Source organism: Streptomyces sp. NPDC057543 (assembly GCF_042801895.1).
In the GTDB taxonomy this organism is placed as follows: Bacteria; Actinomycetota; Actinomycetes; order Streptomycetales; family Streptomycetaceae; genus Streptomyces.
Genome location: NZ_JBHVFF010000048.1, coordinates 1 through 17,912, shown reverse-complemented (window position 1 = coordinate 17,912; position 17,912 = coordinate 1). Strand labels below are relative to the sequence as shown.

Here is a 17,912-nt window from a genome sequence, read left to right as displayed (position 1 = left end):
AACCGCTCGGCGCCGGCGTGGTTATCCGTACCGTTAGTGTGGGGCTCCGTCCGAGACGCGCCAACGCCCCGACGGAGCGCGCGTGTACACCGATGCAGCCCCCGGGGGACGTCCCCCGGACCCGGCCGGAGGGCCCGTACCTCGATGTCCGTGCACAGCCAACAGACGGCGCCGTACGCGGCCGCCGCCGCCCCAGAGTTCCCCCGGCACGTCGTCACCGCCGTGCTCGTCTCCCATGACGGCGCACGCTGGCTGCCCGACGCGATCGCCGGGCTGCTCGGGCAGGAACGCCCCGTACAGAACGTCGTCGCCGCCGACACCGGCAGCGCCGACGACTCCGCGCGGCTGGTCACCGAGGCACTCGGCGCCGAACGCGTCCTGCACCTCGCGCGCCGTACGAGCTTCGGCACCGCCGTCGACGAGGCGACCCGCACGGCCGGTCTCCTCACCCCCGAGGACCTGCCGTACCTGAAGCGCCCCAGCAGCTGGGACCCCGTCAGCAGGACCTGGCGCGACGACGCGTACGACCTGCCCGAACTGCCGCACGGCGAACCGGTGCAGTGGCTCTGGCTGCTCCACGACGACTGCGCACCCGAGCCCGACGCGCTCGCCGAGCTGCTGCGTGTCGTCGACAACGACCCGCACGCCGCGATCGTCGGCCCCAAACTCCGCGGCTGGTACGACCGCAGGCAGCTGCTCGAAGTCGGCGTCTCCATCGCCAACAGCGGCCGCCGCTGGACCGGACTCGACCGGCGCGAGCAGGACCAGGGCCAGCACGACCAGGTCCGTACCGTGCTCTCCGTATCCACTGCGGGCATGCTGATCCGCCGTGACATCTGGGAGGAGCTCGGCGGGTTCGACCGCAGGCTCCCGCTGATGCGTGACGACGTCGACCTGTGCTGGCGCGCCCACACGGCAGGACACCGGGTGCTCGTCGCCCCCGACGCCGTCCTCAGGCATGCCGAGGCCTCCGCCCGCGAGCGTCGCCCCATCGACTGCGCGGGACGCTCGGTCGCCTCCCCGCATCGCGTCGACAAGGCCGGCGCCGTCTACACGATGTTGGTCAACGCACGCGCCAAGGCCCTGCCGTGGGTGATGCTCCGGCTCGTCGTCGGGACGCTGCTGCGTACTCTCGCCTATCTCGTCGGCAAGGTGCCCGGCCAGGCTCTCGACGAGGTCGCCGGGCTCTTCGGCACCCTGCTGCGCCCCGGACGGATCCTCGCGGCCCGGCGCAGCCGCGGCAGGGGCGCCGTCGACCAGGCCGAACTGCGCGGCCTCTTCCCGCCGCCCGGTGCCACCGTCCGTGCCACCGTCGAACAGGTCGCCGGAAACTTCGGCAGCGGCTCCGACGCCGACGCGGGCGGCTCGCGGCACGGTGCCGTGGAGTCCGGTCCCGGCGGCGACGACGCCGACTTCCTGGAGATCGAGCAGTTCGCGCGGCTGAAGCGGATCGGGCGCAGGCCGGGCCCGGTGCTCTTCGCCATCCTGCTGTTCGTCTCGCTCGTCGCGTGTCGCGGCCTGCTCGGCGGCGGAGCGCTCGCGGGCGGCGCGCTGCTGCCCGCGCCCGCCGACGCCTCCGGCCTGTGGGGCGCGTACGCGGACGGCTGGCATCCGGTCGGCACCGGCGGCACACAGACCGCGCCGCCCTATCTCGCTGTCATCTCGGCCATGTCCGCGCTGTTCCTCGGCTCGACCGGCTTCGCGCTCACGCTGCTGCTGGTCTGCTCGGTCCCGCTCGCCGGACTGACCGCGTACTTCGTCTCCCGGCCGCTGCTCGAATCGAGGCTGCTGCGGGCCTGGGCGAGCATCGCGTACGCCTTCCTGCCGGCCGCGACCGGCGCACTGGCGACCGGCCGCCTCGGCACCGCCGTCCTGGCCGTTCTGCTCCCGCTGATCGCCCGCGCCGCCGTCTCCGCGCACGGCATGCTGGCCGGCGGCGACGCCCGGGGCAGCTGGCGCGCCACCTGGGCGTACACCCTGCTCCTCACCTTCGCGATGGCGTTCACGCCCATCGTCTGGCCGCTCGCGGTGGTCCTCGGCATCGGTGTGCTCGCACTGCGCCGCGACGACATCGTCGCGTACGGGCTCCGCTTCCTCGCCGCGATCGGCACGCCGCTGCTCGTCCTCGCGCCCTGGTCGCTCTCGCTCCTCAGCAGCCCCGCCGGCTTCCTGAAGGAGGCAGGCCTGGACCTCGGTACGGGCACCGCCTCGGCACTCGATCTGCTCGGCATCAGCCCCGGCGGTCCCAAGGCCGCGGGCAGTGTGCTGCTGCTCGGCATCGTGCTCGCCGCGCTGGCCGCGCTGCTGCGCGGGGAACGGCGGTTCGCGGTGCGCACCGCGTGGGCCGTCGCGCTCGTGGCGCTGGTCTTCGCCGCGCTCGCCAACGGCTCGGGCTGGGCGGGCCCCGCCACCCTCGTCTACGGCATCGCGCTGATCGCCGCCGCGCTGGTGGGCGCGGACGGCGCCCGGGTACGCGTCGCCGAGCTCAGCTTCGGCTGGCGCCAACCCGTCGCCGCGCTGATCGCCCTCGCCGCGGGCCTCGCCCCGGCGCTGGCCGCCGTCGGCTGGATGATCGGCGGCGCGGCGGGCCCGCTGGAGCGCCGCGACCCGGTGCAGGTGCCGGCGTTCGTCGCGGAGGAGAGCACCACCCGCGACCAGCCGCGCACCCTGGTCCTGGGCGGCACCTCGCCCGCCGCCGTCTCGTACACCCTGGTACGCGGCTCCGGCGCGCGGCTCGGCGACGCCGAACTGGCCGAGGCGGGCGGCGGCAACAGCCACCTCGACAAGGTCGTCGCCAACCTGGTCGCGGGTTCCGGCGCCGACCAGGGCAGCCAGCTCAGCGGCTTCGCGATCCGTTACGTACTGGTACGGGACGGCGCTCCGAAGGAGATGAGCCGGGTCCTCGACGCGACCCCGGGCCTCAGCAGGCTGAGCCAGCTGGACGGCAGCGCGCTGTGGCGGGTCGACCGGCAGGTCGCCCGCGTCATGATCGTCCCGTCGGGCGCCGACGCCGAACCGCTGCCCGTGGGCGCCCTCCCCGTCGAGGCGCACACCAAGATCCCGGCGGGCGGTTCCGGCCGGGTCCTGCGGATCGCGGATGCCGCCGACCCCGGCTGGCAGGCCACGCTGAACGGCCGGGCACTGACCCGTAAGACGGTCGACGGCTGGGCCCAGGGCTTCGAGCTCCCCGCCGAGGGCGGCGCGCTGGACCTCACGTACGACACCCCGCTCACCCACACCGCCTGGATCTGGGCCCAGAGCGCGCTGGCCGTGGTCCTGCTGGTCCTCGCCCTGCCGGGCCGCCGCCGGGAGATCGACGACGACCTGCCCGAGGAGGCCGTGACGGTCCCCACGGAGCCGGTCGCGGGCGAGGGGCGCCGGGCACGCAGGCTCCGCGCGGCCGCCCAGGCGGAAGCGGAGTCGGAGCAGGCCGGGAGCGGGAGCGCCGAGGAGGCACCGGACGAGGCGGGCCAGTACATCCCCGCCCAGCAGACCACCGAGCCTCAGCAGGCGCAGCCGGATCCGCAGCGGAGCGACGACGGGGACGTCTTCGCTCCGCAGGCCGACAGCGGTCAGTACGCGGCGGTGCCGCAGCAGCAGTACGGCGAATGGGACGCGCAGCAGTACCAGGGCGCCGACTACCAGCAGTACCAGGGCGAGCAGCAGTACCAGGACGGCCAGTACGGCACGCAGCACGAGCACCAGGCCGCCACGGACCCGTACCAGCAGGACGCCTACGACCCGTACGGCTACGCCCAGCAGCAGCAGCAGCAGCAGCAGCAACAACAACAGCAGCAGTACGACCCGCAGGCCCCGTACGCCCCGCAGTACGACCCGCAGGCCCCCTACGACCCCCAGGCCGGCTACGGCGGGCAGGGCCCGTACGACCCGCAGAACCCCGACGAGAACCCCGCCCCCGGCCAGCACCCTTGGCCGACCGGTAACGCATCGCGAGGCGAGTCCGAGTGAAGTCCACCAGCCTGTCCCTCATCGCGGGCGCCGCAGCCCTTGCCGCCGTCACCGGGTTCGCCGCGCTCACCGCGCCCGGCGACGGGGGTACGACGGAGGCGAAGGCCGCCACCCGGCTGCCGGTGGAACGGTCCAGCCTGCTCTGCCCGGCGCCCGGTCTCTCGGACCTCGCGGAGACGACGTACACCTCCTTCACCCCGGCGGGCGGCAGTGACGGCGAGGCCGGGACAGCCGAACTGAAGCAGTCCGCGTCCGCCACCGCCGAGGACGGGAACAAGAAGAAGGACGAGAAGGGCAAGAAAAAGGCGGATCCCGAAAAGCCGGTCGTCTCCCTCAAGGAGCCCGGGAAACCGGCCACCGCCGACGTGTCCGGCGCCGGCGCCCCCGCGCTCGTCGGCACCGCCACCGGACGTCTGGCCCCCGGCTGGACCAGCCAGCAGACCACCACGGTCGAGGCGGGCGGCTCCCGTGGCCTCCTCGGCGTCAGCTGCACCGCACCCGACACGAACTTCTGGTTCCCGGCCGCGAGCACCGCGAAGTCCCGCGAGGACTACGTCCACCTCACCAACCCGGACGACACCGCGGCCGTCGCCGACATCGAGCTGTACGGCCCGGACGGCACCCTCAAGTCCGACGTCGGCGAGGGCATCACGGTGCCGGCCAGGTCCAGCGTCCCGGTCCTGATCTCCACGCTGACCAGCGAGGCGGCCGTGGACGTGACCGTCCACGTCACCACCCGTACCGGACGTGTCGGCGCGGTCGTCAGGACCGCGGACGAGGCGACGGGCAGCGACTGGCTGGCCGCCTCGGCCGACCCGGCGGGCACCCTGGTGCTCCCCGGTATTCCGGCGGATGCCACCTCGGTCCGTCTGGTGGCCTTCGCCCCCGGCGACGACGACGCCGATCTGAAGGTGAAACTTCTCAGCAAGAACGGCGCGATCTCCCCGGTCGGGCACGAGGAGCTCCACGTCAAGTCGAGGATGACCGCGGGCGTCGACCTGAAGGACATCACCAGGGGCGAAGCCGGCTCCCTGCTGCTGACCCCGGCCAAGGGCGGAAAGGGCACCCCGGTGGTGGCCGCGCTGCGCGTGGTCCGCGGCAAGGGCGACGGGCAGGAGGTCGGCTACATCCCGGCGACCGGTCCGGTGGGCGCGCAGGCCACCGTGGCCGACAACCGGGCCAAGGGATCGACCCTCTCGCTCACCGCGCCGGGCGCCACCGCCACCGTGAAGGTCATCGCCTCCGCGGGCAGCGAGGGCGGCGAACAGACCGTCAAGACGTACACGGTCAAGGGCGGTACGACGCTCGCGGTGACCCCGCCCGTACCGTCCGGGCTCAAGGGCGGCTACGCGCTGACGATCCGGACGGAGTCGGGCGGCCCGGTCCATGCCGCACGCACGCTCAGCCTCCCGCAGGACGGCGTCGAGATGTTCACCGTGCAGACCCTGCCGTACGACGGCGGAACGGTCGAGGTACCCGCGGTCGAACAGGACCTGTCGGTCCTGGACGACTGAGCGGCGGTACGGGTGGGCGGGCGCCGGCCGCCCTGCCGGGCCTACTCCTGCCCGTACCGCGGATCCACCGACTCCGGTGACAGCCCGAGCAGCTCCGCGACCTGCTCCACCACGACCTCGTGCACCAGCAGGGCACGCTCGTCACGGTTCTTGGTACGGATCTCGACGGGCCGCCGGTAGATGACGATCTGCGCGGGCCGGTCCTTCTTCGCGGAGACCGCGCGTCCCAGCGGAACGGTCTCCTCCTGCGTCCCCGGCACATCGAGCACCATGAAGTCGACCTCGGCCAGCTGCGGCCAGCGCCGCTCCAGCCGCTCCACCGAGTCCTGCACGAGATCGCGGAAGTTCTCCGCCCTGCTGGCCGAGAGCGGCACCTGGGGCGGGGCGACGGGCCCGCGCATGCCGCGGCCATGGCGGTCACGACGGCGCGGGCGCGGCTCGGACGGGTGGGGCGGTACGGGACTGTCCATCACTGACGCAGGGTAACTCTCCGCCGGGCAGGCGGATCGCCGCTCCCTGACAGGGCGTCGGCATGTCCAATCCTGAACAATCCGGCCAGGCCGGAGCCCGTTTCAGGCCCTGCTCCTGACCGTTGGTCTCTTGGTGAATGACAGCTTTTGTGCCAAGTGGTGACCGGAATCGTTGCCGGCACGATCTGTGCTTCTGTCTTCGTCCGCAGGTCAGGAGGGCTGCCCGGAGGGCGGTCGGGCCGGAGGTCACAGGGCGACACGGTGGGGTGACCTGAGGGAGAGTCGTCGCAGCCCGCTCAAGAGTGCGGTACCGTCCAACATCGTGAGCCCTGTACGTCGCTGTTCGCGCACCGCGTGCGGCCGCCCTGCCGTCGCGACACTGACGTACGTCTATGCCGACTCGACTGCGGTCCTCGGCCCGCTCGCCACCTACGCCGAGCCCCACTGCTACGACCTCTGTGCCGAGCACAGTGAGCGGCTGACCGCGCCACGTGGCTGGGAAGTCGTCAGGCTCTCCGACCCCTCCGCCCCCACCCGCCCCAGCGGTGACGATCTCGAAGCGCTCGCCAATGCCGTACGGGAAGCGGCGCGGCCGCACGACCGCGGCGGCGACGGCAGGAGCGGTGGTGGCCCGCAGACCGCGGATCCGATGGAGGTCGCGCGCCGCGGCCATCTGCGGGTGCTGCGCTCACCGGACTCCTGAGTGCGGCGTGCCGGACGGCACGCACCGCCTGCGGTCCCTCTGATCTCCTGTTCGGGTTTTCAGGTACGGGTGTTCACGTTTTCAGTTCGGGTCATTGACCCGAACTTGTCGTGGACACAACTATTCCCTCATCCGTGAGACCGTTCCTCGACGTCGCGAACCCGGCGGGCGAGCGCGTCGGCGCCAACCTCTTCGCCCTCCCGGTCATCGCCACCGGCGGAACCCTCGTGCTGCTGGCCGGCCTGGTCACCGTCGGCGCCCTCGGCGTACGACCCCGGGACGCGGCGCGCGAGTGGACGGGCACGGTGCATGAACTGCGGTACGCGATCCTCACCGTGACGTCCGTCCTGGCACTCGCGTACGTCATGAACCTTTCCGGACACGCCGCCACGATCGGCCAGTTCGTGGCCGCGGCGGGCGCCGGACCGGCCTTCCTCTCCCCGGTGCTCGGCTGGTTCGCGTCGCCGTCTCGGGCTCCGACGTCTCCGCGGACGCCCTCTTCGGCGCTCTCCAGGTTTCGGCGGCCCACGAATCGGGCCTGTCACCGCAACTGCTCGCCGCGGCCAACAGCTCCGGCGGGGTACTCGGCAAGATGATCTCCCCGCAGAACCTGACGATCGCGTGCGCGGCGGCCGGCCCGGCCGGACGGGAGGGCGACCTGGTGCGCAAGGTACTGCCGTGGAGCCTGGGACTGCTGTTGGTGATGTGCCTGATCGTGCTGGCACAGAGCATGGCGGCGCCGGCCTGGATGTTGCCCTGAGCGGTACGGCACCCAACCCCGCGGCACCGCTGTATCGCACCACCACAAGACCCCGCGGTCCGTCCGAACCGCCGCCGGGTAGTTTGGGCGGTCCGAAGAAATCTCAGGAGGACCGGCCCGTGGCTGCTGATCTGTCGCAGATCGTCAAGGCGTACGACGTGCGCGGGGTGGTCCCCGACCAGTGGGACGAATCGCTGGCCGAACAGTTCGGGGCGGCATTCGTCGAGGTCACGGGCGCGGACGCGATCGTGATCGGCCACGACATGCGGCCGTCGTCGCCCGGCCTCTCGGGAGCCTTCGCACGGGGCGCGGCGGCGCGCGGCGCGGACGTCACACTGATCGGCCTCTGCTCGACCGACCAGTTGTACTTCGCCTCCGGCAGCCTGGGGCTTCCCGGCGCGATGTTCACCGCCTCGCACAACCCGGCGCGGTACAACGGGATCAAGCTCTGCCGCGCGGGCGCCGCACCCGTGGGCCAGGACACCGGCCTCTCGGAGATCCGCGCCCTGGTCGAGAAGTGGTCCGAGACCGGCGCGCCGCGACCGGCGGCCGCCCCCGGCACCGTCACCCGGCGCGAGACGCTCACCGACTACGCAGCGCACCTGCTGTCGCTGGTGGACCTCGCGTCGATCCGCCCGCTGAAGGTCGTCGTCGACGCGGGCAACGGCATGGGCGGCCACACCGTCCCGACCGTCTTCGCGAACCTTCCCGTCGACCTCGTACCGGTGTACTTCGAGCTGGACGGCACGTTCCCCAACCACGAGGCCAACCCGCTCGACCCGAAGAACCTCGTCGACCTCCAGGCCCGCGTCGTGGCCGAGGGCGCCGACCTGGGCCTCGCCTTCGACGGCGACGCCGACCGCTGCTTCGTCGTGGACGAACGCGGCGCGGGCGTCTCCCCGTCCGCGATCACCGCCCTGGTCGCGGCCCGGGAACTCGCCCGCAACGGCGGCAAGGGCACCGTCATCCACAACCTGATCGCCTCCCTCACGGTCCCCGAGGTCGTCCGCGAGAACGGCGGCACCCCGGTCCGTACGCGCGTGGGCCACTCCTTCATCAAGGCGGAGATGGCCGAGCACGGCGCGATCTTCGGCGGTGAACACTCCGCGCACTACTACTTCCGTGACTTCTGGAACGCCGATACGGGCATGCTCGCCGCTCTCCACGTCCTGGCCGCGCTCGGGGGCCAGTCGGGCACGCTGTCGGAACTGGTCGCGCAGTACGACCGCTACACCGGATCCGGCGAGATCAACTCCACGGTCACCGACCAGGCGGGCCGCACGGCGGCGGTACGTGACGCCTTCGCGACCCGTGACGGAGTCACGACCGACGACCTCGACGGCCTGACGGTCACGGCCGCGGACTGGTGGTTCAACCTGCGCGCCTCCAACACGGAACCCCTGCTCCGCCTGAACGTCGAGGCCCGTGACGAACGGACGATGACGGCGGTACGGGAAGAGGTACTGGCACTGGTCCGGGCCTCGTAGAACATTTTCGGCCTCGCCGGCCTTTGAGGCGCGGGGTTTGGGGCAGCGCCCCGGTTTCGGGAAGGGGCGGAGACGGGGACAGGCCCGCCGCAGGCAACGCCCCGGCCCCCGGTTCGACCATCCCGCACCCCCACCCCGGCCGCGCCCCCCGTACCCCGGCGGTAGGCTGACGTCGCCCGATCCGCGTGAACCCGAACCGCTTGTCCGAATGCTTGAAGGGACTCACCCCATGCCGCTCGAAGCCGGCCTTCTGGAGATCCTCGCCTGCCCGGCCTGCCACTCTCCGCTCGACGACCGGTCGGCGGCCGACAGCCCCGAACTCGTCTGCACCGGCAAGGACTGCGGCCTGGCCTACCCGGTACGGGACGGTATCCCCGTCCTCCTCGTCGACGAGGCCCGCCGCCCCGAATAACGGCATCCGCATCCCGCACGGTGATCAGCACGTGATCGGAGGACCGTCCCCATGCTCGACGAGTCGCTGCTCGACGCCCCGGAATCCCTGGCCCGAGCCGACCGCCGCGGACTGCTCCGCGGCGCCGCCGAGGCCGGGGCCCGGGTCCGCACCGCCGCCCGGCACGCGGCGGAGGCCGGGATCGCCGCACTGAGCCCGGAAGGCCGCCCCCGCGCCGTACTCGTCGCGGGTTCCGGCACCGCCGCGTCCGGCGTCGCCGACCTGATCACCGCCCTGGCAGGCGCCTCCGCGCCCGTCACCCGTATCCGCCCCACCGGGGTCGCCCCGGCCGCGGGCGCGATGCGCTGGACGTTGCCCGGCTGGGCAGGCTCCGTCGACCTGCTGCTGATCGTCACGGCCGACGGTTCCGAGCCGGGCCTCTCCCTCCTCGCCGAACAGGCATACCGCCGCGGCTGCAGCGTCGTCGCGGTCGCCCCCCACCGGTCACCGCTGCGCGAGGCGACCGACGGGGCACACGGACTCGTCGTACCGATGGCCACCGCCCCGCACGGGGAGTACGACGCCGAGACGTCGGCGGCGGGCCCTGGAACGCTCTGGGCCCTGTTCACCCCGCTGCTCGCACTGCTCGACCGGGTCGGCCTGGTCACCGCACCCGCCGAGGCGCTGCAGAGCGTCGCCGACCGCCTGGACCGCACCGCGGAACGCTGCGGTCCGGCCATCGCCACGTACAGCAACCCGGCCAAGACTCTCGCCGCCGAACTCGCCGACAGCCTGCCCCTCATCTGGACGGAGGGCGACGCGGCGGCCCCGATCGGCCGGAGATTCGCGGCGGTCCTGGCCGAGCTGTCCGGCCGCCCGGCCCTCGCCGCCGAACTCCCCGAGGCACTGCCCGCCCACGGCGCGCTGCTGGCGGGCACATTCGCCGCAGGGGCCGACCCCGACGACTTCTTCCGCGACCGGGTCGACGAGGCGGAGCCCCTGCACGCCCGCGTCGTACTGCTCCGCGACCGCCCCGGCGGCGGCCTGAGCGCCGGCCCCGCCGCCCGCGAACTGGCCCTCGGTCACGACACGGCGATCAGCGAACTCGAGCCGGAGGAGGGCACCGAACTCGAAGCCCTCGCCGAACTCCTCGCGGTCACCGACTTCGCCGCCGTCTACCTGGCGCTGGCGTCGGCCGCCCGCGCCTGACGCAGGCGCCCACCGGTACGCCACTCCCGATCCACGCACCTGACAAGGACAACCCATGGACCGGCTCTCCAACACCGTGCGCCCTTACGCCTGGGGTTCCACCACCGCCATCCCCGAGCTGCTCGGCATCGCACCCACCGGCGAACCCCAGGCAGAGATGTGGATGGGCGCCCACCCCGGAGCCCCCTCCCGCCTCACCCGTACAACCGGCGCCGGAGAGGCCGGCCCCGAGAGGCCCCTCACCGAGGTCATCGCCGCCGACCCCGAGCGCGAACTGGGCCGGGCCACGGTCGAAAAGTTCGGCCCCCGCCTGCCCTTCCTCCTCAAACTGCTCGCCGCCGGCGCCCCGCTCTCCCTCCAGGTCCACCCCGACCTCGCACAGGCGAAGCAGGGTTACGAGGACGAGGAGCGCCGGTCCGTCCCGATCGACGCACCTCACCGCACGTACAAGGACGCCAACCACAAGCCCGAGCTGATCTGCGCGCTCACCCCCTTCGCCGGCCTGTGCGGCTTCCGCAGGCCCACTGAGGCCGCCGAGGCGATGGCGGCACTCGGTGTCGATTCCCTCAAGCCGTACGTCGACCTCCTCGGCGCCCACCCCGAAGAGGCTGCCCTGCGCGAGGTGCTCACCGCGATCCTCGGCGCCGACCCGGCGGAAATGGCCGAAACGGTGAACCAGGCAGCCGCGGCCGCCGAACGCCTCGGCGGTGTCCACGCCCCGTACGCCCGCATCGCCCACCACTTCCCCGGCGACCCCGGTGTCATCGCGGCCATGCTGCTGAACTACGTAGAGCTCCAGCCCGGCGAAGCCCTCTTCCTCGGCGCCGGCGTCCCGCACGCCTACCTCGACGGCCTCGGCGTCGAGATCATGGCCAACTCCGACAACGTGCTGCGCTGTGGACTCACGCCCAAGCACATCGACGTGCCGGAACTCCTGCGCATCGTCCGCTTCGAGGCGACCGACCCCGGCGTCCTGCGCCCCGAGGCGTCCCCGTCCGGCGAGGAACTGTACGAGACACCCGTGGACGAATTCCGGCTCTCGCGTTTCGACCTCTCGCCCGGCGCCGACCCCGTCGACCTGACCAGGGACACCCCGCAGATCCTGCTCTGTACCGCGGGCACCCCGAAGGCGGGCACGCTCGACCTCGCACCCGGCGCCTCGGTCTTCGTACCCTCCGGCGAGAGGGTCGAAGTGTCCGGTACGGGAACCCTGTTCCGCGCGACTGTGGTGGCTTGAGGCACCGTCCGCACCAGTTGGCTGCAACAATGTCCGGCCGTACCGCGGCGCCAGAGCCGCAGCACCGAAGAAGGGACACCAGGCACCCATGAGTGCGTCAGGCGGAACCAAGGCGATCGTGGCGGCACTCGGCGCCAACCTCGCGATCGCAGTGGCCAAATTCGTGGCGTTCCTGTTCAGTGGCTCGTCGTCGATGCTCGCGGAGAGCGTCCACTCGGTCGCCGACTCGGGCAACCAGGGCCTGCTGCTGCTCGGCGGCAAGAAGGCCCAGCGCGAAGCCACCCCCCAGCACCCCTTCGGCTACGGCCGCGAGCGCTACATCTACGCCTTCCTCGTCTCCATCGTGCTGTTCTCGGTCGGTGGCATGTTCGCGGTGTACGAGGGCTACGAGAAGATCAAGCACCCGCACGAGATCGAGGCCTGGTACTGGCCGGTCGGCGTGCTCATCTTCGCGATCATCGCCGAGGGCTTCTCCTTCCGTACGGCCATCAAGGAGTCCAACGAGACCCGCGGATCGCTCTCCTGGAAGGAGTTCATCCGCCGTGCCAAGGCCCCCGAACTCCCCGTCGTCCTCCTGGAGGACTTCGGCGCGCTGATCGGTCTGGTGCTCGCCCTCGCGGGCGTCGGCCTGGCCCTCGGGACCGGCAACGGCGTCTGGGACGGCATCGGCACCCTCTGCATCGGCGTCCTGCTGATCATCATCGCGATCGTCCTCGCCGCAGAGACGAAGTCCCTGCTCCTCGGTGAGGCCGCCGGTACCGACCAGGTCGAGAAGATCAAGGCCGCGGTCGTCGACGGCGACACGGTCACCGGCATCATCCACATGCGCACGCTCCACCTCGGCCCGGAAGAGCTGCTGGTCGCCGCCAAGATCGCGGTACAGCACGACGACACGGCCACCGAAGTGGCCAACGCCATCAACGCCGCCGAGACCCGAATCCGCGCAGCCGTCCCGATCGCCCGGGTCATCTATCTGGAACCGGACATCTACAACGAGGCGGCCGCCGCAGCCGGTACGAACCCCGGCAAGACCCCGGGCGGAGCCCCGAACTCCCCGACGTCCTCCGACCACTGACCCACCCACGCACCCCTACGGCCCCAAGCACACCTCCCGTCCCAACCGCCTCCCGTCTGTGTCCCCTGCCGCAACCCCCTCCCGCCCGCTCCCGGTATGCCCTCCCGGCCACCTTCCTTCCCGGGCGGGCTGGGAGCGGCCGGGCCGGTCGGTGTAGATTCGATGGCAGTGTCAGACGTCGCTGCTGATGGCGGTCGATCGGTCCGTATGCGCGGACCGGCCGAGGGAGAGAGGGCCTCCGACGGACTGTGCTGCGAGCGTCCGGGCATTCGTGTGCCCGCCGCCGCAGAGCCAGCCGTGCCCACCTCGACACCCATCACGAGGAGCAGCCCGTTATGACAACGGTCGCCAATCGACAGGACTTCAAGGTCGCCGACCTCTCCCTCGCGACCTTCGGCCGCAAGGAGATCACCCTCGCCGAGCACGAGATGCCCGGCCTGATGTCGATCCGCAAGGAGTACGCCGCCGCGCAGCCGCTGGCCGGTGCCCGCATCACCGGTTCGCTGCACATGACCGTGCAGACCGCCGTGCTGATCGAGACCCTGGTCGCCCTCGGCGCCGAGGTCCGCTGGGCCTCCTGCAACATCTTCTCCACCCAGGACCACGCTGCCGCGGCCATCGCCGTGGGCCCGAACGGCACCCCGGACGCCCCCGCCGGCGTCCCGGTCTTCGCCTGGAAGGGCGAGACGCTCGAGGAGTACTGGTGGTGCACCGAGCAGGCTCTGACCTGGCCGAACACCCCCACCGGTGGCCCGAACATGATCCTCGACGACGGCGGTGACGCCACCCTCCTCGTCCACAAGGGCGTCGAGTTCGAGAAGGCCGGCGCGGCCCCGGACCCGTCGACGGCGGACAGCGAGGAGTACGCCCACATCCTCACGCTCCTCAACCGCACCCTCGGTGAGAGCCCGCAGAAGTGGACCCAACTCGCCTCCGAGATCCGCGGTGTGACCGAGGAGACCACCACCGGTGTGCACCGCCTGTACGAGATGCATCGCGACGGCACCCTCCTCTTCCCGGCGATCAACGTCAACGACGCGGTCACCAAGTCCAAGTTCGACAACAAGTACGGCTGCCGCCACTCCCTGATCGACGGCATCAACCGCGCCACCGACACCCTCATCGGCGGCAAGACCGCGGTCGTCTGCGGCTATGGCGACGTCGGCAAGGGCTGCGCGGAGTCGCTGCGCGGCCAGGGCGCCCGCGTGATCATCACCGAGATCGACCCGATCTGCGCGCTGCAGGCGGCGATGGACGGCTACCAGGTGACCACCCTCGACGAGGTCGTCGACAAGGCCGACATCTTCGTCACCACGACCGGCAACAAGGACATCATCATGGCCGCCGACATGGCCAAGATGAAGCACCAGGCCATCGTCGGAAACATCGGCCACTTCGACAACGAGATCGACATGGCCGGCCTGGCGAAGATCGACGGCATCGTCAAGGACGAGGTCAAGCCGCAGGTCCACACCTGGACTTTCCCCGACGGCAAGGTCCTCATCCTGCTGTCCGAGGGCCGCCTCCTGAACCTGGGCAACGCGACCGGCCACCCGTCGTTCGTGATGTCCAACTCGTTCGCGGACCAGACCCTGGCCCAGATCGAGCTGTACACCAAGCCCGAGGAGTACCCGACGGACGTCTACGTGCTGCCCAAGCACCTGGACGAGAAGGTCGCCCGTCTCCACCTCGACGCGCTCGGCGTGAAGCTCACGACCCTCCGCCCCGAGCAGGCCGCCTACATCGGCGTCGAGGTCGAAGGCCCGTACAAGCCCGACCACTACCGCTACTGATCCGCTTCTGATCCCGTCCGTCAGCGACCGCACACGTCACCATCGGACCCACCGGACCACCGGTCAGTGACCACCGTGGTCAGTGACCACCGGCCGCTGACAGACGGAACAACCTCAGTAGCAGCTACGAGCGCAGGCCCCCGCACCCCCGTGTCGGGGGCCTGCGCCCGTATCGCACCCGCTCAGCCCGAGGAACCTCGAAGGACCCCATGCCCCGCGGCCGATATTCGCTCCACGATCTTCACGATCACACCCTCCTCGGCGAAGAACACTTCCAGTGCGCCCCCGGCCCCTCCGGCTGGCGCTACGTTTCCCAGATCACCGCCCCTTCCGGCGACCACCTCGGTTCCGTCGACCTGACCCTCGACGAACTGGGCCGCCCCATCCGCCTCGAACTCCACGCCGCGAGCTGGCAGGTCCGCGGCGCCGCCCTCGAAGGCGTCACCTGGGTCCGCACCGACCCGACCGGTACCCATGCCACCGAAGGCAATGTGCGCGCCCACGCCTTCACCGGCACTTCCCCCGCATTTCTCATCGCGACCTCACGGCTTCTGCGCCTCACCCCCGATTCCCCCGCGACCCGCGTCCGCCTGGTCGCCTTCACGGACCCGGTCCTCGCCCCCCGCACCGTCGACCAGTCCTGGGCCCTGGTGAACAGTGAAGCGCACGCCACTGACAACGGCCCTCTGACTGTGGACGAATACCAGGTCAGCGCCCTGGACACCGGGGAACAGCACACTGTTCACATCGCCGGCGACGTGGTCCTCTCGGCACCCGGGATCGAGCTCGAAGACCTGGAAACCCCACCCTCACCGCGCTAGGCAGGTGGCGCGAACCTCGTCGCAGCAGACGCCGCCACCCCGCCCTCCTCCGCCACCGGGGCGACGGGAGCACCTGTCCCCGCAGCTCCCGCAGACGGCACGGACCCCACCGGCGAGGACACGTCAGCGCGACACTCCATCTCCCCGCTTCCCACCTGCGCGGCACCAAACTGCGGATCACCGTCCCGAGCAGCGACGAACACCCGCCGCGCATCCCGCGCCTGCCGCTCGTTCACCACGGCCGCCAGATAGGCCCCGGCCGGTACCCCCTCGGGCACCGGAACCCCTGTCCGCGTCGCGAGCTCCGCGGCCAGCCGCTCCGCCATCGACCGGCCCACCTGCGCGTCGAGTTGATGCATCCGCGTCAGGTACTGCCGTATCGCCAGCCACAGACCGTCCGGCACCCCCGACAGATCCAGACCCGCGAACCGTCCGACCAGCCACGGCGGCGGAGGCGGCACAGCAGCCGCCCGCCCAGCCGGCACCCGCTCCCGTACGACAAGCGTTCCCGCGAACACGTCCCCGAGCCGCCGGCCCCGCGCCGACACCAGCGAGGCGACACAGGCGACAACGCCGAGCGTCATCAGAATCTCGACGACCCCCATGGCCCCGCGTACCAGCGCATGCCGGAAACGGATCGGTCCTCCGTCGTCCCGTACCACGCGCAGCCCGCACGCCAGCTTCCCCAACGAACGCCCATGGCTGAGGGTCTCCACCGCGATCGGCCCGCCCACGAGCACCAGCAGAAAGGCCGCCACGGACACCGCCGCGAGTGCCGCCTCGTCCAGCGTCGCCGTCGCCATGGCCAAGCCGATCGACACCAGGACGAACGCCGCCCCCACTACGGCAAGGTCGATAGCCAGCGCCAGCGCCCGGCTCGGCAACTTCGCAGGCCGCAGCCCCAGCACGACCGCGTCCCCGGTCACGAGCTCATTCATCGCCGCCCCATCCTTCGCCGGTCTTCCCTGCCCCTCGGTACCTCAGTCTGCCAAGCTGACCCGCAACGCGCCGCCGTAGTACGAACCCGTACGCACCCATGCCTGGAGCAGCAGCCGCCCATGGACCTCGACGTTTTCGTGACCACCCACCGCACCGAGTGGGACCGCCTGGACCAGCTCCTGCACCGCGGGGGCCGTCTCACCGGCGAGGAAGTCGACGAGCTCGTCGAGCTCTACCAGCGCACGGCCACCCATCTCTCCCTTCTCCAGTCCAGTACCCCGGACCCGATACTCACCGCCCGCCTCACCCAGCTCGTCGCCCGCGCCCGGTCCACGGTGACAGGAACCCGCCGTGCCTCCTGGCGCGACGCCACGCGCTTCCTGACCACCGGCTTCCCTGCCGCGGTCTACCGATCCAGGCACTGGTGGATACCCACGGCCGTCCTCTCCACTTTGCTGGCCGCAGTCATCGGCTGGTGGATAGGTACGCACCCGGAAGTCCAGTCGGCCATCGCGGCCCCGGAGGACCTCCGCCGACTGACCAGCCCGGGCGGGGAGTACGAGTCCTACTACTCCAGCCATCCGGCCGCGTCATTCGCGGCCCAGGTATGGACGAACAACGCCCAGGCCGCAGCCATGTGCCTGGTTCTGGGAGCGTTCCTGGGCATCCCAGTGATCTGGATCCTCTTCGTCAACGTGCTCAACCTCGGCGTCGGCATCGGCCTGATGTCCTCAGCCGGCCGCCTCGACACCTTTCTGGGGCTGATCCTCCCGCACGGCCTCCTGGAACTCACCGCCGTCTTTGTCGCAGCAGGTACGGGCCTGCGCCTCGGCTGGACGGTCATCGACCCGGGCCCGCAGACCCGCCGCTCGGCCCTCGCGCAGCAGGGCCGAGCCGCGATCGGCATGGCCATCGGCCTCGCTCTGGTCCTGTTCGTCTCGGGCGTCATCGAAGGCTTCGTCACCCCTTCCGGTCTCCCGACCTGGGGCCGCATCACCATCGGCATCACGGCCGAGCTGGCCTTCCTCGCGTACGTCTACGTCCTGGGCGGGCGCGCAGTCCGCGCAGGCGACCGGGGCGACATCGACCCGACGGAACGCAGCGCCGAGCTCCCCGCCGCGGCCTGATGTGCGTACACCCGCGCTGACCTGCTAGTCTCCTCTTCGCCCCGGGAGACCGTTGACACGGTCGACCTGGGGAGGTAGATTCAAACGGTTGAGTCGGACTGGACAGGTTCGATCCCAACAGTTAACGTCTTCCTCGCTCTCAACGGAGATGGAATCTCCGCAGAGCCATTGATTCTCTTATTTCCGGGTCACGCAGCCGATCGGTTCGGCTGAATGGTTCTGGTAAAGTCGAGTCAGCCGAAAGGCAAGGCCATTCCAAAGGCCGCCGGAATTCAAATTCGAACCGGAAACGGAACGAAAAAGAGTCTGGTAAGGTTGGAACCGCCGGAAAGGGAAACGCGAAAGCGAAGAACTGGAAAGCAGCCCCGCTTCGACCGGGAATCGGACACGAAAGAGTCTGATAGAGTCGGAAACGCA

General features: G+C 71.2%; 13 protein-coding genes and 1 pseudogene. 12 read left to right on the top strand and 2 right to left on the bottom strand.

Annotated features, from left to right (window positions below):
• Positions 1–144: 144 nt before the first annotated feature.
• Positions 145–3,969 (top strand): glycosyltransferase, encoded by a 3,825-nt coding sequence (locus ACFU8Q_RS11330; RefSeq protein WP_384451134.1) that lies wholly within the window; start codon positions 145–147, stop codon positions 3,967–3,969.
• Positions 3,966–5,483, top strand: coding sequence for a DUF5719 family protein (locus ACFU8Q_RS11325; RefSeq protein ID WP_384451131.1), 1,518 nt, complete (start codon positions 3,966–3,968; stop codon positions 5,481–5,483). Before ACFU8Q_RS11330 ends, ACFU8Q_RS11325 begins: the two co-directional genes overlap by 4 nt.
• A 41-nt stretch (positions 5,484–5,524) precedes the next feature.
• Here the strand turns inward: ACFU8Q_RS11325 and ACFU8Q_RS11320 are convergent, their stop codons facing one another.
• Positions 5,525–5,953 (bottom strand): metallopeptidase family protein, encoded by a 429-nt coding sequence (locus tag ACFU8Q_RS11320; RefSeq protein WP_384451171.1) that lies wholly within the window; start codon positions 5,951–5,953, stop codon positions 5,525–5,527.
• Between the two features lie 322 nt (positions 5,954–6,275).
• Between ACFU8Q_RS11320 and ACFU8Q_RS11315 the strand changes: the two genes are divergently transcribed.
• From ACFU8Q_RS11315 to ACFU8Q_RS11275, 9 genes and pseudogenes are all read left to right on the top strand, one after another.
• Complete coding sequence (locus ACFU8Q_RS11315; protein ID WP_384451128.1) at positions 6,276–6,656, top strand: DUF3499 domain-containing protein; 381 nt, start codon at positions 6,276–6,278, stop codon at positions 6,654–6,656.
• 140 nt (positions 6,657–6,796) lie between these two features.
• Positions 6,797–7,416, top strand: a pseudogene (locus ACFU8Q_RS11310) (L-lactate permease); the annotation flags it as partial.
• 119 nt (positions 7,417–7,535) lie between these two features.
• A complete protein-coding gene (locus ACFU8Q_RS11305; RefSeq protein ID WP_384451126.1) occupies positions 7,536–8,903 on the top strand; it encodes a phosphomannomutase/phosphoglucomutase in 1,368 nt (455 codons plus the stop codon).
• Between the two features lie 229 nt (positions 8,904–9,132).
• On the top strand, positions 9,133–9,315 hold the full coding sequence (locus ACFU8Q_RS11300; protein WP_383770701.1) for a Trm112 family protein: 183 nt from the start codon (positions 9,133–9,135) through the stop codon (positions 9,313–9,315).
• Positions 9,316–9,366: 51 nt separating this feature from the next.
• A complete protein-coding gene (locus tag ACFU8Q_RS11295; RefSeq protein WP_384451123.1) occupies positions 9,367–10,503 on the top strand; it encodes an SIS domain-containing protein in 1,137 nt (378 codons plus the stop codon).
• Between the two features lie 55 nt (positions 10,504–10,558).
• On the top strand, positions 10,559–11,740 hold the full coding sequence (gene manA, locus ACFU8Q_RS11290; protein ID WP_384451120.1) for a mannose-6-phosphate isomerase, class I: 1,182 nt from the start codon (positions 10,559–10,561) through the stop codon (positions 11,738–11,740).
• 88 nt (positions 11,741–11,828) lie between these two features.
• Entirely contained in the window at positions 11,829–12,815 is a 987-nt protein-coding gene (locus tag ACFU8Q_RS11285; RefSeq protein ID WP_384451118.1) for a cation diffusion facilitator family transporter, read from the top strand.
• 335 nt (positions 12,816–13,150) lie between these two features.
• A complete protein-coding gene (gene ahcY / locus ACFU8Q_RS11280) occupies positions 13,151–14,608 on the top strand; it encodes an adenosylhomocysteinase (RefSeq protein WP_383757497.1) in 1,458 nt (485 codons plus the stop codon).
• A gap of 209 nt (positions 14,609–14,817) precedes the next feature.
• Positions 14,818–15,429, top strand: a complete 612-nt coding sequence (locus tag ACFU8Q_RS11275; RefSeq protein ID WP_384451114.1) for a hypothetical protein — start codon at positions 14,818–14,820, stop codon at positions 15,427–15,429.
• Here the strand turns inward: ACFU8Q_RS11275 and ACFU8Q_RS11270 are convergent.
• Complete coding sequence (locus ACFU8Q_RS11270) at positions 15,426–16,367, bottom strand: RDD family protein (protein ID WP_384451111.1); 942 nt, start codon at positions 16,365–16,367, stop codon at positions 15,426–15,428. The genes ACFU8Q_RS11275 and ACFU8Q_RS11270 overlap by 4 nt on opposite strands.
• Positions 16,368–16,487: 120 nt before the next feature.
• Here ACFU8Q_RS11270 and ACFU8Q_RS11265 point away from each other — a divergent pair, with 120 nt between their 5' ends.
• Complete coding sequence (locus ACFU8Q_RS11265; RefSeq protein WP_384451109.1) at positions 16,488–17,495, top strand: stage II sporulation protein M; 1,008 nt, start codon at positions 16,488–16,490, stop codon at positions 17,493–17,495.
• The last annotated feature ends 417 nt before the right edge of the window (positions 17,496–17,912 follow it).